The organism is Halobaculum sp. CBA1158, assembly GCF_021431925.1.
Lineage (GTDB): Archaea > Halobacteriota > Halobacteria > Halobacteriales > Haloferacaceae > Halobaculum.
Window position 1 is genome coordinate 13,409 of the sequence record NZ_CP090372.1, and the last position, 14,582, is coordinate 27,990.

General features: G+C 71.1%; 11 protein-coding genes. 3 read left to right on the top strand and 8 right to left on the bottom strand.

Annotated features, from left to right (window positions below):
- The first annotated feature begins 39 nt into the window (after positions 1-39).
- On the top strand, positions 40-1,218 hold the full coding sequence (locus tag Hbl1158_RS15020; protein WP_234299687.1) for an inorganic phosphate transporter: 1,179 nt from the start codon (positions 40-42) through the stop codon (positions 1,216-1,218).
- A gap of 53 nt (positions 1,219-1,271) precedes the next feature.
- Positions 1,272-1,970 carry a dolichyl-phosphate hexose transferase gene (locus Hbl1158_RS15025; protein ID WP_234299688.1) on the top strand — a complete coding sequence of 233 codons (699 nt, stop codon included), beginning with the start codon at positions 1,272-1,274 and terminating at the stop codon, positions 1,968-1,970.
- Positions 1,971-2,012: 42 nt separating this feature from the next.
- On the opposite strand, the gene Hbl1158_RS15030 is transcribed toward Hbl1158_RS15025, so the two are convergent.
- The 8 genes from Hbl1158_RS15030 to Hbl1158_RS15065 all read right to left on the bottom strand — a co-directional run bounded on the left by Hbl1158_RS15030 (position 2,013) and on the right by Hbl1158_RS15065 (position 13,173).
- The gene (locus tag Hbl1158_RS15030) at positions 2,013-4,271 is read right to left on the bottom strand and encodes a glycosyltransferase family 39 protein (RefSeq protein ID WP_234299689.1); all 2,259 of its coding nucleotides are present in this window, start codon (positions 4,269-4,271) and stop codon (positions 2,013-2,015) included.
- On the bottom strand, positions 4,272-5,534 hold the full coding sequence (locus Hbl1158_RS15035; protein WP_234299690.1) for an ABC transporter ATP-binding protein: 1,263 nt from the start codon (positions 5,532-5,534) through the stop codon (positions 4,272-4,274).
- Positions 5,527-7,185 (bottom strand): iron ABC transporter permease, encoded by a 1,659-nt coding sequence (locus Hbl1158_RS15040; protein WP_234299691.1) that lies wholly within the window; start codon positions 7,183-7,185, stop codon positions 5,527-5,529. Before Hbl1158_RS15040 ends, Hbl1158_RS15035 begins: the two co-directional genes overlap by 8 nt.
- Positions 7,186-7,204: 19 nt before the next feature.
- Positions 7,205-8,392 carry an extracellular solute-binding protein gene (locus Hbl1158_RS15045; protein WP_234299692.1) on the bottom strand — a complete coding sequence of 396 codons (1,188 nt, stop codon included), beginning with the start codon at positions 8,390-8,392 and terminating at the stop codon, positions 7,205-7,207.
- Complete coding sequence (locus Hbl1158_RS15050; protein ID WP_234299693.1) at positions 8,385-9,566, bottom strand: alpha-1 4-glucan-protein synthase; 1,182 nt, start codon at positions 9,564-9,566, stop codon at positions 8,385-8,387. Before Hbl1158_RS15050 ends, Hbl1158_RS15045 begins: the two co-directional genes overlap by 8 nt.
- Before the next feature lie 131 nt (positions 9,567-9,697).
- Positions 9,698-10,789, bottom strand: coding sequence for a D-xylose 1-dehydrogenase Gfo6 (gfo6, locus tag Hbl1158_RS15055; protein WP_234299694.1), 1,092 nt, complete (start codon positions 10,787-10,789; stop codon positions 9,698-9,700).
- Between the two features lie 141 nt (positions 10,790-10,930).
- Positions 10,931-12,487: a GMC family oxidoreductase gene (locus Hbl1158_RS15060; protein WP_234299785.1), complete on the bottom strand. Its 1,557-nt coding sequence runs from the start codon at positions 12,485-12,487 to the stop codon at positions 10,931-10,933.
- A 116-nt stretch (positions 12,488-12,603) separates the two neighbouring features.
- Entirely contained in the window at positions 12,604-13,173 is a 570-nt protein-coding gene (locus Hbl1158_RS15065) for a gluconate 2-dehydrogenase subunit 3 family protein (protein ID WP_234299695.1), read from the bottom strand.
- A gap of 324 nt (positions 13,174-13,497) precedes the next feature.
- Between Hbl1158_RS15065 and Hbl1158_RS15070 the strand changes: the two genes are divergently transcribed.
- Positions 13,498-14,493, top strand: a complete 996-nt coding sequence (locus Hbl1158_RS15070; RefSeq protein ID WP_234299696.1) for a DUF1616 domain-containing protein — start codon at positions 13,498-13,500, stop codon at positions 14,491-14,493.
- Positions 14,494-14,582 lie beyond the last annotated feature (89 nt).

Consider the following 14,582-nt stretch of genomic DNA (forward strand, 5'->3'; position numbering starts at 1 on the left):
ACGCAACGTCTTAGGGACGGGGCGATTAACACAAGTAATATGGTAGAGCTACTTTTGCTGGTCGGCGTGCTCGTCTCCGTGTTCGTCGGCTACAACATCGGCGGGTCGACGACCGGCCCGGCGTTCGGTCCCGCGGTGGGCGCGGGTGCGGTCTCGAAGTCGACGGCCGCGGCGCTGATGACGACGTTCTTCTTCGTGGGCGCGTGGACGATCGGCAGACGCGTCGTCGACACCCTCGGTTCCGATCTGGTCACGAGCGCCGGGGTGTTCACCCTGGAGACGAGCATCGGCGTGTTGTTCTTCATCGGGCTGGCGCTGTTCGTCGGCAACGTCTTCGGCGTCCCGGCGTCCACGTCGATGACGGCCGTGGGCGCGATCGCCGGGCTCGCCGTCGCGAACGGTGCCCTCGACTGGGAGGTCATGGGAGGGATCGTCATCTGGTGGGTCGTCGCGCCGGTCCTCGGCTTCTGGGTATCGCTCATCATCGGCCGGTACTTCTACACCCGGCTCGACCGACTGCTCGCGATGGACGAGTCCGACGGCACGGTGTTCGAACTCGACCGCGAGGGGACGATCCCGACCGTCTCCGTCCACGACGACGCCAGCAGTCGGGAGGCGATCGGCGTGGTCTCGGTCGTGCTGATCGGCTGTCTGATGGCGTTCAGTTCCGGCACCTCGAACATCGCCAACGCCATCGCGCCGCTGGTGGGGGCGGGAGCCCTCGAGATGAACCCCGCCATCGCCGTCGGCGGACTCGCCGTCGGGATCGGCTCGTTCACCATCGCCCGGCGCACGCTGGAGACGATGGGCAGCGATATCACCGACCTCCCGTTGACCGCCGCCATCGTGGTCGCGTCGGTGAGCGCGGCGCTGGTCGTGTTCCTCTCGTTCATCGGGATCCCCGCGAGCTTCGTCGTCATCGCCACGATGTCGATCGTCGGGCTCGGCTGGGGGCGCGCGACCCGACCGATCTCGGTTTCGGCGGCCGTTCGCGGCGAGACCGACGAGACCCCCCCGGTGTCGGTCCACGCGCTGGCCGCCGACGGCGACGGCGAGCCCGTCCCGCCTATCGGCGAGGAGGACCCCGCAGACATCCCCACGCCCGGGGAGCTGTTCGACCCCGCCACGACCGCGCGCGTCGTGATCATGCAGAACGTCGTCCCGCTCATCTCGACGATCGGCGCGTACCTCACCTTCCGGTTCGCACCGTTCTTCTGACCATTCTCGGTTACTTTCGGTAGGCCTAAAACAACGCGTCCGCATCCTCGGGTATGAGCGAACGCGCGTACGGGCTCGACGACGTGAGCGTCGTCATGGGCGCGTACAACGAAGCGGAGGCGATCGGACCTGTGCTCGAGGACATCGACGCCGCGACCGACGGGAACGCCGAGGTCGTCGTCGTCGACAGTTCAGAGGACGGAACGGCCGACATCGCACGCGAGCGCGGGGCTCGCGTCGTGAAACAGCCGCCCGAGGGGTACGGCGCGGCTGTGCGCCGGGCGCTGTACGAGGCGTCGAACCCCGTGCGCATCACGACCGACTGCGACGGCACCTACCCGATGGAGCGCATCCCCGATTTCCTGGAACTGGTGAACGAGGGGTACGACGTGGTCAGCGGCGACCGACTCTATCACGGTGCCGAGACGATGCCGGCGATGAACCGCCTCGGCAACCGCCTGTTCGCCGCGACGGCGAGCCTCCTGGGCGGCGTGCACCTGCACGACGTGACGACCGGGATGCGCGCGTACCACGAGGACGTGATCGAGTCGATCCGGTGGACCGAGAACACCGGCCTCTCGGCCGAACTGCTCATCCGTCCGGCGATGCGCGGCCGCCGGATCCGTCAGGAGCCAATCGAGTACGACGAGCGCCTGGGCGAGACGAAACTCGACCCCTTCTCCGGCGGTGCCGAGATCGGCAAGTCGATCCTGAAGTGCTGTCTCGAGGAGCGGTTCCGGGCGCTCCGGTAGCGGGCGACTCCGATCCGACCGCCCTGCGGTCGGTGCGGTCGGTTATCGACCCGCGCTCTCGTTCGAGAGCGTCACGCTGACGCCGCGCTCGGGCGGCGACTCGCCGACGCCCTGCGGAACGCACCGCGTCGGCACCGGACACCGCTCGACCGTCGGCGTCAGCACCGTCGTCTCCCCGTCGATCCGCTCCAGCGGGAACACCAGCTGGTAGCTGTACCCCCGTGACGGTCCCGTCGAGACGAACACCTCCACGCTGATCTCGTCGCCGTCGTCGAGCGGTAGGCGCGCGCCGTCGCCGCCGTCCCCGTCGCTCCCCTCGTCACCGCCCCCGCCGCCGACGCCGCCGGCGGTGAGGTTCGGCCCGGACACGGTCAGTTCGTCGCCCTCGACCGCGACCGACAGCGACAGCGATCCCCCGTCGTCGGTCGCCGCGAGGTACGCCGAGCCGCGGTCGCCCGTGACGCGGACGGTCGTGCTCTCGACGGCGTCGGGTCGCTCCATCGTCGCGTCGAGGACGACCCGCTCGCCGGTGACGCGCTCGACCGACTGGACCGTTCCGCGGACGGTCGAGCCGTCCGTCGGCACCCACGACCCGGCGTACACGTAGCGGTACAGCTCCCTGTCGGGGTACTCGCGGGCGACGGCGAGCTCGCGCTCTTCGCCCAGGGCGTACACGCGCTCGCCGTCGTAGTCGGCGTCGTTGCGCAGCGCCTGGAACGGGTGGTTGAGCCACGGGCCGTACGGCGTCGGGAGGAACACCACGGAGTTCGGGGGGACCGCCGATCCCGCCTCGGCGTCCGCTCCCGCCCCGTCGCCGGCGACCAGCGGGCCGTACCCGGCGCGAAGCTCCGCGCTCACGTCGGCGTTGCGCTCGACGGGCGCGTCGACGGCGGCGACGACCGCCGGCCCGGCCGCGACCGCACCGGCGACGATCAACGCCGCGGCGGCGACCGACCGGGCCCGCCGGGGGGTGACCTCGATGCGCCCGCCGACCGCCGCCGTCTCACGCTGGCTCGCCGCCGTCCCCGCGGCCGCGACGACGCGCCGCCCGACGAGCGCGACCGCCGCGGCCGCGAACACCGCCGTCGGGACGATCAGGTCGTAGTGGTAGTACGGTCCGAGGTAGTGGATCAGGCCGTCGGTCTCCACCTCGAGCGCGCCGAGGACGTTGTAGTTGCCCCAGAATCCGACGTTGCCGGCGGCGACCGTGAGGAACGTCGCGGCCGCGAGGCCCCGATTCACCCTGAACCCGCGACGGTCGCCGGCCGACCTGTCGGGGGCGACGAGCCCGACGACGACGCCGACGAGGGCGGTGGCAGCGCCCAGCGATCCGGCGACGACCCACTCGGTGAACAGGTCTTCGAGGACGAGCGCGTTCGCCTCCAGCGCCAGTTCCGGGGTGTAGTCGACACCGTGCCCGAGGATGGCGCGCTCGCCGAATCCGACGCCGTCCTCGGGGGCGAACGCGAGGTACGGGAACACCAGCGGGTCGCCCGTGACGACGGCGTTGTACCCCAGCGTAACGAGCACCCCGGCGGTCCCCAGCGTCGCCGTGATGGCGCGCCGACGGAACAGCGTGCGACCCGCGGCCGTCGTCTCGCGACCCGGGACACCGCCTCGCCACGCGCCCGAGGAGACCAACGTCGCGACCGCGTGGGCGACGAACGGGAGCGCGAACAGGACCGCGGTGTAGGGTCGCGTGAAGAACGCCAGCCCGACGGCGACGCCCGCGAGGACGGCCTCGCGGGGTCGCTCCAGGCGCTCGCCCCGGAGGTACCAGACCGCGAACGCGACGTTCAGCGTCGTCGTCAGCGCGTACGGGAGGAACACGCCCGAGTGAACGACGAAAAGCGGCGTCGCGAGCAGGAGCACCCCCGCGAGGAGGCCGACGCGGGCGTCGAACAGCTCGCGGCCCAGCGCGACGGTTCCCAGCACCAGCCCGGCCGCGATCCCCGCGAGGGCGACGGTGTAGCCGCCCAGGAGCCTCCCGAGCGCGAAGACGGCCGCCGGCACCGGCGCGTACTTCGAGTACAGCCCGCTGTCGCTCTCGACGAAGAACCACGGCCGGAACGCGCCCTCGACGGGCGGTCTGAGGTACAGCCGCCCGGACAGGAGCATGTCCGCCTGCTGGAGGTAGACGCCCTCGTCGTGGTTCAGCGACCGGAACGGGAACACCTCTCCGGCGACGACGAAGGCGACGCCGGCGGCGACGAGCGCGAGCATGACCGCGCCCGCCCGGGCCGGGTCGATGTCCGAGAGCCCACCGCCGAGCCGTCCGTCGTTGGCAGCCTCGTCGGTCATCTACTCGGCGGGGTACCACGCGAGGGCGTGGTCGGCGACGAGCGTCACCGCGACGGACTCGCCGACGGCGAACTCCTCGGTGTGGTTGTGGAGACAGCGGAGCACTGTGCCGTCGTCAAGGCGGACGTGGTACACGAACGACGGCCCGGTGTACTGCCGGCGGACGACCTCGCCGTCGGCGTCCGCGTCGGCGACCGGGGTCGCCCGGAGGTCGTCCGGGCGGACGAGCACGTCGACGTGGCTGCCGGCGTACTCCTCGCCCAGTCCCTTCAACCGGTCGCGGTCGTACGTCCCGACGGCGGTCTCGATGGCGTCGGTCGTCACGCGCGCCGGCAGGAAGCTCGCCTGCCCGAGGAAGTCGGCGACGAACCGCGAGGCGGGGTGTTCGAACACCTCTCCCGGCGCGCCCATCTGTTCGACTCGCCCGTCGTTGACGACGGCCACGCGGTCCGACAGCGACAGCGCCTCCTCCTGGTCGTGCGTGACCGAGACGGCTGTGACGCCCGCCTCGTCGAGGATGCGCTTGACCTCCTCGCGCATCCGGACCCGGAGGCTCACGTCGAGGTTCGAGAAGGGTTCATCGAGCAGGAGCACGTCCGGTTCGGGGGCCAGCGACCGCGCCAGCGCCACCCGCTGGCGCTGTCCGCCCGAGAGGTCCCCGGGCGCTCGGTCGCCGTAGTCGCCCAGTCCGACGAGTTCGAGCAACTCCGCGACGCGGTCGTCGGCGGACTCGGAGTCGGGGTCGTCGAGCCCGAAGGCGACGTTCTCCGCGACCGAGAGGTGCGGGAACAGCGCGAACTCCTGGAACACCAACCCCACGTCGCGCTCCTCCGGCGGCGTCGCCGATCCCTCGCCGGCGACGACCTCGCCGCCGACGGAGATGGTCCCCTCGGTCGGCGTCTCAAGTCCGGCGATCAGGCGTAGCGTCGTCGTCTTGCCGCACCCGGAGGGACCGAGCAGCGTCACCAGCTCTCCCTCCCCGACCGCGAGATCCATGCCGGAGACGGCCGTCTCAGAGCCGTAGCGTTTCACCACGCCGTCGAGGCGCAACACCGGGTCACCGTCAGCGTCCGTTTCCGCGGCGTCGCCCCCTACGGCGTCACCTCTCACGCCGTCGCGGTCGCCGACGACGGTCGTCGCGCCGATGTCGTCGTCGCCGGTGCCGCCGGCGTCGTCGTCGGCGTCCCGAGCCGAGTCGGCGGCGACTCCGCCGTCGGGCGTCGCGTCGTCGTCGCCGGTCGGTGTGGCTGTGTCGTCACGCATCGTCGGATCCCTTGAGTAGCGGCACCATCGAGAGGCCGGAGACGGCGACCAACACCAGCGCCGGTAGTGCCGCCCGCCCGTAGTAGCCGGCCTCCTGAACTCGCCAGATGTAGGTGACTATCGTTGTAAACCCTGTCGGATGCAGAATGAGCGTCGTGTCCAGTTCCTTCATCGTCGTCAGGAACACCAGCGCCGCGCCGGCGACCAGTCCGGGGGAGATGAGCGGGAGGGTCACCCGACGGAACGCCCCGCCCGGCGACTCCCCGAGCAGCCGAGCCGCCCCGACCAGGTCGCGGTCGACGCCCAGCACCGACGAGCGCGTCGCCCCGACCGCCTGCGGCAGGAACCGGACGACGTACGCGAACACCAGCAGGGGGAGCGACTGGTAGACGATCTGCGCCGCGCCGCCGCCGACGGTGTCGCGGAGCCACTGGCTGGAGAAGAACACCAGCGCAAGCCCCAGCACGACGCCGGGCATCGCGTAGCCGATGTACGTCGCGCGCTCGACGGCCTTCGAGAGCAGCGAGTTCGACCGCCCCGAGTAGTACGCCACCGGGAGCGCGACGAGCACGGTCACCGCCGCCGCGAGCACGGCGACGTACGCGGAGTTGATCGCGAACTCCGGGCTGAACGAGAGCCCGCCGCCGCTGTACCCCGGTCCCGAGCGCACCAGCCACATCGTGAGGATGCCGACCGGCAGCGCCAGCGTGAACAGGCTCACCAGCGCCGGCACCGTCGCGACGAGCCACCGAACCGGCCCGAGCGAGACGACCGTCTTCGCCGAGGACGGCGTCCCGTAGCCGGCTGCCGTGTCCGCGGAGACGCGCGACTCCAGTGCGAGGATGACCGCCGTCACCGCCAGCAACTGGATCGACAGCAGCGTCGCGTTCGCCCGGCCGACTCCGAAGCTGTTCAGCTCCACGTAGATGACGCGCGTGAACACGTCGAAGCGCATGATCGCGGGCGTCCCGAAGTCCGACAGCGTGTACAGCGCAACCAGCAGCGCGCCCGCGGTGACGCCGGGAGCGATCTGCGGGAGGATCACCCGACGGAACGCCTGCGGATAGCTCTGGTTCAGCGTTCGCGCCGCCTCCAACTGGGTCGTATCGAACGACAGCAGCGACGCGCGCGTCGTGAGGAATACGTACGGGTAGGTGAACAGCGTCAACACGAGCGTCGTCCCCCCGAGGCCGTACACCGTCGGCAACGCCGATGCGACCGCGCCGAGGCCGTACTCGCGCAGCAGGTCCGGGAGCGCGCCGCTGGGGCCGAACGCCGAGACGTACGCGAACGCGCCGATGTAGCTCGGCACGACCAGCGGGAGCGCCGCGACCACCGTCCAAAACCGTCGGAAGGGAAGGTTGGTCTGTACCGTGAGCACGGCGAGCGGGACGCCGAGCGCGACCGACGCGGCCGTGACGAGCGCGACGAGCGCGAGGCTGTTCGCCAGCACCGTCGCGGTGGTGTCGGAGGCGACGAGCGAGAGGGCCTCCCGGCCGTCGAGCGACGCGGCGCTGATCAACAGCCACGCCAGCGGCGACAACACGGCGGCGGCGACGCCGGCGGCGAGCACGACCAGCGCCGTCCTCGGGCCGTCGTCGTCGCTGGCGAGCAGCCCGCGGACCCGCGCGACGGTCGTGCTCGGAGCCATCCTCACGCGCCCCCGCCGCTCACAGCACTCCGACGTCGCGCATGAGTTCGAGCGTCGGCTGGAGGTCCGACAGCTCGTTGAGGTCGATCTCCGGGGGGTTCAGCTCGCCGATCGGCGGCAGTCCGCCGACGGGGGGGATGTCCTCGACCATCGGGTACGCGTACGTCCGGGTGGCGAAGAACTCCTGGGCCTCCGCCGACAGCAGGTGCCGCACGAACGTGAACGCGAGCTCCTGCTGCTGGCTCGGCGACAGCACCGCCGCGCCGGCGACGTTGATCAGCCCGCCGGCGTCGCCGCTCGTGAACGCCAGATCCAGCGGGGCGTCGGGCCGGGCCGCCTGCACCCGCAGCGCGTAGTAGTGGTTCGCGAAGCCGGCCGTGAGCCCGCCGTCGGCGACGGCGTTCGAGACGAGGAACTCGTTGTTGTACTCGGTGACGCCGGCGTCGAGCATCCCCTGGAGCCACTCGCGGGTGGCGTCCTCGCCCTCGATGATCCGCATCGCGGTGACGAACGCCTGGAACGCGCCGTAGGTGGGTGCCCATCCCATCGCGTCCATCAGCTCGGGCGTCTCGGGGAACGCCATCACGTCGTCCGGGATGTCGCCCTCCGACAGCTCCTCGGTGTTGTACGGCACCGCCCGGGCCCGGCCGGCCGTCCCGGTCCATTGGTCTTCGGGGTGGAACTCGTCGGGGACGTTCTCGACGACGTTCGAGGGGAGGTTCGCGGTCAGCCCCTGTCCCGCGACGGCCGCCAGCGAGCCGGCGTCGACCGACCAGAACACGTCCGCGGGGGTCGCCTCTCCCTCGTTGACGATCGTGTTCGCGGCGTCGGCCGTGCCGGACTCGCGAAGCTGCGCGTCGAAGTCGGGGTAGATGTCCTCCAGTCGCGCGACGAGGTCGCGGTAGAGCCCGCCCTCGCCGCCGCCGAGGTACACCGTCAGCTCCCCGCTCAGTTCCGGCAGGTCGGCGATCCGGGTCCCGCCGATGTCGGAGCGACCCTCCGCCAGCGGCCCGGAGCCGCGGAACTCGCCGAACTCACCGCCAGCAGACCCGCCGGTGTCGGTCGCGTTGGCGGTTCCCTCGCCGCCGATGATGCCGTTACAGCCGGCCAGCCCGGCCGCGCCGGCCGCGCCGAGTCCCGCGAGTACCTTCCGCCGCCGATACGACTGCCGTCCGTCCGTGGTGTCGTCGTTCATGTTGTCAGTCATCTGCGGGCACCTCCGGGGCGTCCGCGGCGGCCGCACGCGTCCCCGCGCCCTCCACGCGATCGAGACAGTCGAGCCACGTGCGCATGTGCTCGCCGCAGTAGTTCAAGAACGCTCCGTTGTTCCACTGGGAGAAGTCTCCCTCGGCGAGCGCGTCGGCCATCTCCGCGAACGCCGCCTCGAAGGAGTCGGCGTCCTCCCCGACGCCGTCGAGCACCTCCCAGACGTGCTCGTTGAGTTCGAGGCCGGCGACCTCGTTCGCGAGGTCGTCGAACGTCGAGCGCGGGGCCTTGTTGTGCTCGCACAGCGGGCCGCCGTTGTACACCTGCTTGCCGAGCACGTCGGCGGCGCGCTTGAGGAACAGCCCCGACCAGATGTCGTCGAAGCGACCGACCTCCCACTCGTTGTCGTCCATCGGAAGCTGGTAGAACGCCGGGATCACCTCGCGCCGGAACGCGAGGTTCATCGAGCAGACCGTGAGGTACTGGCCCTCGCTCGCGACGAAGTCGCGCTCGAAGTCACCGCGCTTCGTTCGGGTCTCGGCCTGCCCCTGGAGGTCGCCGTCCATCAGGATCCGGACGGCGTCCAGGTCCGGGACGTTCGTCCAGAGGCCCTGGGAGGCGACGACGTCGTCGACGCGCTCGGTGGTCGTCTCGACCGTCTCGTCCATCGCCGCGTAGGGGTAGCCGCGGGGGTACAGGTCGGTGTCGGACTGGTAGAGGACGTTCACCCACGACTCGTCCGAGCGGACCGACTCCACCTCGCCCTCGTACGCGAGGTTCGCCATGTGGGTGCCGAAGAAGTCGTCCTCGGGGTGCGGAAGCGTGTCGTCGTCGATGAACACGCCGTACTCGAAGCGCTCGTGGGCCCACATGTACAGCAGGCCGAACGACGTCTGCGCGTGGCTCGCCGCGGGGATCAGGTGCGCGAACTCATCCGCGTCGTGGTCGGCGAACCACGCCTCGCGGGCGCTCCCGTCGAACACCGCCCCGTCGACGCCCTCCTCCTCGAGCATGGCCTCCATCGCGTCGGTGTCGCAGAAGTCCTCCGTCACGAGGACGAAGAACAACCGGTCGGTGTCGAAGCCGTGCTCGCGGGCGTTGTCGACGTACGACCGGAGGCACTCGTACTCCCGGATCGTCGGAACGACCACGCAGATGTCCTGTGGTGAACTCATTCGCCCGTAGCAACGATTAGGGCCGCCTAAAGGGTGTCGATTTTTCGGGCGACCGAAACCCCCGTCGCGTGGGGCGTCGCGAGCGCGGTGGCGGCGACGGATGTCGTCGCCTGGCACCCACCGGCCGGCGGTTATCCGTCGAGGGATACGCGTGCGCCCGACTCGGCCGACTCGTAGATCGCATCGAGCGCGCGTGCGTCGACGAGCCCGTGTCGGCCGTCGGGGCCGAACGGCTCGCCGGCGAGCAGGTGGTGACCGAAGTACGCGAACTCCTCGGCCAGTTGGTGGACCTGCTCGAACGTCACGTCCATCCGGGTGCCGTCGCGCTCGACGGCGAACTCGCGCGCCTCGCGCTCGTAGAACGCCGGATCGAGGATCAGTCGCCCGTCGGTGCCGGTCACCTCGAACCGGCTCGCGTGGCCGGCGTTCTGGCTGACCGTGCACGCAGCGTCGACGCCGCCGGGGAACGACAGCCGGTAGGCGGCGTGCTCGTCGACGCCGTCGAACGCCGCGTGCTCCGAGCGCGTACGTCCCGACGCGGCGACGGGGTCCTCGCCGAGGACGAACCGCGTCGTGTTCAGCGGGTAGACGCCCAGGTCCATGAGCGCACAGCCGCCCGACAGCTCGGGGTCGAGCCGCCATTGGTCGTGCTCGCTCGACAGCTCCCCGAGCATCGTCTGTGACATCGACGCGTGGACGTGGACCGCGTCGCCGACGAACCCGCCCGCGAGCAGTTCGCGCACCCGCCGAACCGCGGGGTCGGTCTGCATCCGGTACCCGACCATGAGCGGCACGCCGGCCGCCTCGCAGGCGTCGACGATCCGCTCGGCCCCCTCGACGGTCGCCGCCATCGGCTTCTCGCACAGCACCGCCTTCCCCTGCTCGGCGGCGGCCTCGACGTACTCTGGGTGGGTCGCGTTCGGCGTCGCGACGTACACCGCGTCGTACTCGTCGGCCGCGTCGCCGGCGCGAAACGCCGCCGGCGTCACGCCGGTCAGCCGGTGGTCGTCCGCGACCGTCTCGACCGCTTCGGCGTCGATGTCGGTCACGACTGTCGCCTCCGTGAACGCCGAGCGCTCGATGCCCGGGAGCGCCCAGTCGCGGGTGAACCACCCCGCTCCGACGACCGCGATCCGGATCGGGTCGCCGACGGCGTCGGGATCGAGCGTCTGCCAGTCGCGGCGCGTGAAGTCGTCGACGTAGTCGGCGAGTCGCGTCTCCATCGGGCGTGGCGACGCCCGCCGCGCGGATAAGTCTCGCCGTCGGCGACTCCCCCGACACGGAGTCGAACGCGACCGCGACCCTCTTTTGCCCCGTGCCGGCGTCGACCGGACCGACGCGCTCCCCGCGGCTTCCCCGCCCGTTCAGAGCCGCTCTTCGACGTGATCGGCCGCCTTCAGCGACAGCGCCGCGATCGTCAGCGTCGGGTTCATCGCCCCGCCGGTGACGAACACGGAACTCCCCGCGAGCGTGAGGTTCGAGAGGTCGTGCGTGCGAAGCTGCGGGTCGACGACGCTCTCGTCCGGGTCGGTGCCCATCCGCGTCGTGCCCATGTGGTGGTACGCGGGGCCGGTGGCGTCCGGGCCGACCGTCCAGCCGATGTCGACGCCCAGTTCCTCCAGTACCTCCCGCTGGACCTCGTTTGCGCGCTCGATGGTCCGCCGGGTCTTCGCGTCGAGACTCCACACCACGTCCGGAACCGGGTTGCCGTGATCGTCGGTGCGCGAGGGGTCGAGCCGGATCCGATTCTCACGTCGGGGAAGCTGCTCGACGAGCGCCCCCATCGCGACGTGGTTCCCGTAGCCCTCCCGGATCTCCTCGAGGAGTGCGTCGCCGAAGCTGTCAGCGCCCAGCGCGATGTCGGCGGGCGCGGGCCCGGCGTAGTTGAGGAACTCCAGTTTGATCGCCGTGCGGGAGTCGTCGGGACGGTCGTAGAACTGGTGGCTCTCCGTGGTGTTGAAGCCGACGTGCTTCTGGCGCGTCGGCTCGTCGAGCGTCCCGCCCATGCCCGCGAACAGGTGGTCCATGAAGTACCGACCCACGAGCCCCGAGGAGTTGGCGAGGCCGTCCGGGTACGCCTCGCTCTCGGAGAGCAGGAGGAGCCGCGGCGTCTCCACCCCGCCGGCGGCGACGACGAACTCGCGGGCCTCCTGCCGGTGTTCGGTCCCGTCGGGCGTCGCGTACACCGCCGCGGTGACGCGGTCGCCGGCGTCGTCGTGTTCGAGTCGCTGGACGGGCACGCGGTCGAGGACGCGCGCGCCGTTCGCCTCCGCCACGTCGACGTGTCGGGTCGCGTCGTACTTCGCCCCGGAGGGACAGATCGGCCGGCAGGTGCCGTAGCCGACGCACGCGCCAGCCTCCTCGGTCGGCTCGGAGTTGCGGGCGTTCGGCACCGAGTGCGTCGTCAGCCCGACGGCCTCGCAGGCCTCCGCGAACAGCGAGTCGGAGTACGACGGCGGGAACGCCGGCATGGGGTGCGGCTCCTCTCGGGGCGGCGCGAAGGGGTTGTCCGAGGCTCCCGCGACCGATAGCTCCTCCTCGGCGTCGGCGTAGTACGGCCGGAGGTCGTCGTAGTCGATCGGCCAGTCTTCGCCCATGCCCGTCGCCGAGGCCAGTTCGAAGTCCTGCTCGTGCATCCGCATCACCATCCCCTGCCAGTGCATCGTGCTCCCGCCGATCCCCTTCACGCGGGCGACGTTCAGGGGGTAGAAGCGGTCGCCGCTGGCGCTGAAGGCGTCGCGCTCGCCGCCCATGTCCCACACCGGCGCGCCGACGCCGGGGCGGAGGTGTCGCTCCAAGCGCTCCGTCCGGTCGTCGGGATCGAACCGCGGACCGGCGTCGAGCACGACAACGTCGTGGCCGGCGGTCGATAGCTCGGCCGCGACGAGCGCGCCCGCCGGCCCCGCGCCGACGACGCACACGTCCGCCCGCGGCGACGGGCTCCGGTCGACCTGCCGTCGGCGCGACGACCCGGCGTCGTCGGCATCTTCCCCCCCTCCTTCCCCTCTCTCTCCCACTCCCCCTCCCGTCGCGTCGCTCACGCGTCGGGTCCCTCCCGGTACGACTCCGTTCCGCCGGGGTGTCCCGGGGGGTTCTCCAGCCCCGCCAGCGACGCGCCCGTCGGCGAGGTGTACAGCGCGTACAGCAGTTCGTTCACGAGGTAGTGACGGACTCGCTGGGCGTCGGTTCCGTCGGGGTCGGGCTCCTCGACGTCGACGCTCATCACGTCGAGCGTCTCCAGTCGCGTGTCGACCGATAGCTCCCGGAACGACCGGTCGTGGAACGTCTCGGTGTACTCGTCCAGCGTCGCCGCCGCCTCGGCGACGCCGCGGGCGTACGCGTCGTCCCCGTCGACTCTCCCGCCGGTGTACGTCTCGACGAACTCCGCGACGCCCTCGACCTCGGAGGGGTACACAGCCTCCGCGACCGCGACGAGAGTGGCGAGTTCGCGGTCGCCGACGCGGCCTTCGTCGTCACCCCCGATCCCGCGACCGTCGCTGCGGTCGCCCGTGCCCTCGCCGCCCGCGGTCGGCGCTGCACACCCGGCCAGCGACCCCACCCCCGCCGCCGAGAGCGCGGCCAGCGCGTCGCGACGCGACAGTTCCATCGTGTCCGCGAGTTAGGTGGGCCTAAACAAAATCGTTGTGTTCTACGGATGAGTCGAATATCGCAGATCGGTGGCTCTTGAAGGGGGAATACCGCGGACGCGGTGGTGTGGGCGTCGCGGTGGTGTGGGCGTCGCGGTGGTGTGGGCGTCGCGGTGGTGTGAGCGTCGCGATGGTATCACAGACGCGGTGGTAGCACGGACGCGGTAGGCAACTCCATCACGGTCGCTTCCCGATGGCCTCACGCTCGAAAGCTCCCCGTACGGTTCGACCCGGCAGCGAACGCTGCGGCTACCTTTGTCACTCGGGGGTGTCGACTTCGGCGTATGCGCTCTGGCGACCGCCGCCGGCAACGCGATGGCGACCGGGTCGAGTCCATACTCGACCTCGCGGCGGCGGCGACGCTGACCGTGGTCGCCGTCTGTGCCGTGGTGATTCCCGCGGTCGCCGACACGACGCTCGGCCTGTTGGTCGGCGTGCCGACGCTGCTGCTGGTCCCGGGCTACGCGCTCACGGCCGCGCTGTTTCCGGCAACCGTCGGCACGCGAGCGGCCGGTGTGACCCCGAGCCACGCCGACTGGCCCCGTCGGCTCGCGCTTTCGGTCGGACTCAGCGTCGGGATCGTTCCCGCCGTCTCGCTCGCGTTGACCGCCACGCCGTACGGCGTCGCTCGCGTGTCGGTCGTGGTCGCAGTCGCCGTCATGACCGCCGTGTTGTTGGTCGTCGCGACGGCGCGCCGACTGTCGCTCCCGCCCGAGGCGCGGCTTCGAGTCCCGTTGGATGGGATGATCCCGCGGACGCGACCCGGCGTGTTCGACCCGGAGTCGCGCCTCGAAACGGTGCTGGCGGTCGCGCTCGTAGCGGCGGTCGTCGTCGCGGCCGCGAGCGTCGCGTTCGCCGCCACCGTCCCGACCTGGGGGGGATCCTACACCGAGTTCTCCCTGCTCGCGGTCTCGGACGACGGCGACGCAGTCGCCGAGGGATACCCGACCGAGTTCACCGCGGGCGACCCCGAGGAACTCGTCGTCGGCGTCGGCAACGCACGGGACACGGCGGCGACGTACACGGTCATCGTCGCGATCCAACGAGTCGACGCCGACGGCACCGTCACGGAGGCGGAGCGACTCCGGACGTTCCGACCGCGGGTGGCCGCCGGCGACACCTGGCGGCGCTCACACGAGGTGGCACCCGAGATGACGGGCGAGGACCTCCGGCTGGTGTATCTGCTGTATCGCGGGGACCCCCCGGCGGAGCCATCGATCGACTCGGCCGACCGTGCGCTGCACCTGTGGGTGTCCGTCGCTTCGGCCGAGGGCAACTGATCGTCGCCGTCGCCGCCGACGCGGTCGCCGTGATCGCCGTTCGGCGTCAGTAATCTATCTATAGCTAACAGTCGGGGTCCACCAGATGC

Coding starts and splice junctions, on each gene's coding strand:
- Hbl1158_RS15050 (WP_234299693.1), bottom strand. CDS start 9,566: ATGAGTTCACCACAGGACATCTGCGTGGTCGTTCCGACGATCCGGGAG.
- Hbl1158_RS15020 (WP_234299687.1), top strand. CDS start 40: ATGGTAGAGCTACTTTTGCTGGTCGGCGTGCTCGTCTCCGTGTTCGTC.
- Hbl1158_RS15040 (WP_234299691.1), bottom strand. CDS start 7,185: ATGGCTCCGAGCACGACCGTCGCGCGGGTCCGCGGGCTGCTCGCCAGC.
- Hbl1158_RS15045 (WP_234299692.1), bottom strand. CDS start 8,392: ATGACTGACAACATGAACGACGACACCACGGACGGACGGCAGTCGTAT.
- Hbl1158_RS15025 (WP_234299688.1), top strand. CDS start 1,272: ATGAGCGAACGCGCGTACGGGCTCGACGACGTGAGCGTCGTCATGGGC.
- Hbl1158_RS15070 (WP_234299696.1), top strand. CDS start 13,498: ATGCGCTCTGGCGACCGCCGCCGGCAACGCGATGGCGACCGGGTCGAG.
- Hbl1158_RS15065 (WP_234299695.1), bottom strand. CDS start 13,173: ATGGAACTGTCGCGTCGCGACGCGCTGGCCGCGCTCTCGGCGGCGGGG.
- Hbl1158_RS15030 (WP_234299689.1), bottom strand. CDS start 4,271: ATGACCGACGAGGCTGCCAACGACGGACGGCTCGGCGGTGGGCTCTCG.
- gfo6 (WP_234299694.1), bottom strand. CDS start 10,789: ATGGAGACGCGACTCGCCGACTACGTCGACGACTTCACGCGCCGCGAC.
- Hbl1158_RS15035 (WP_234299690.1), bottom strand. CDS start 5,534: ATGCGTGACGACACAGCCACACCGACCGGCGACGACGACGCGACGCCC.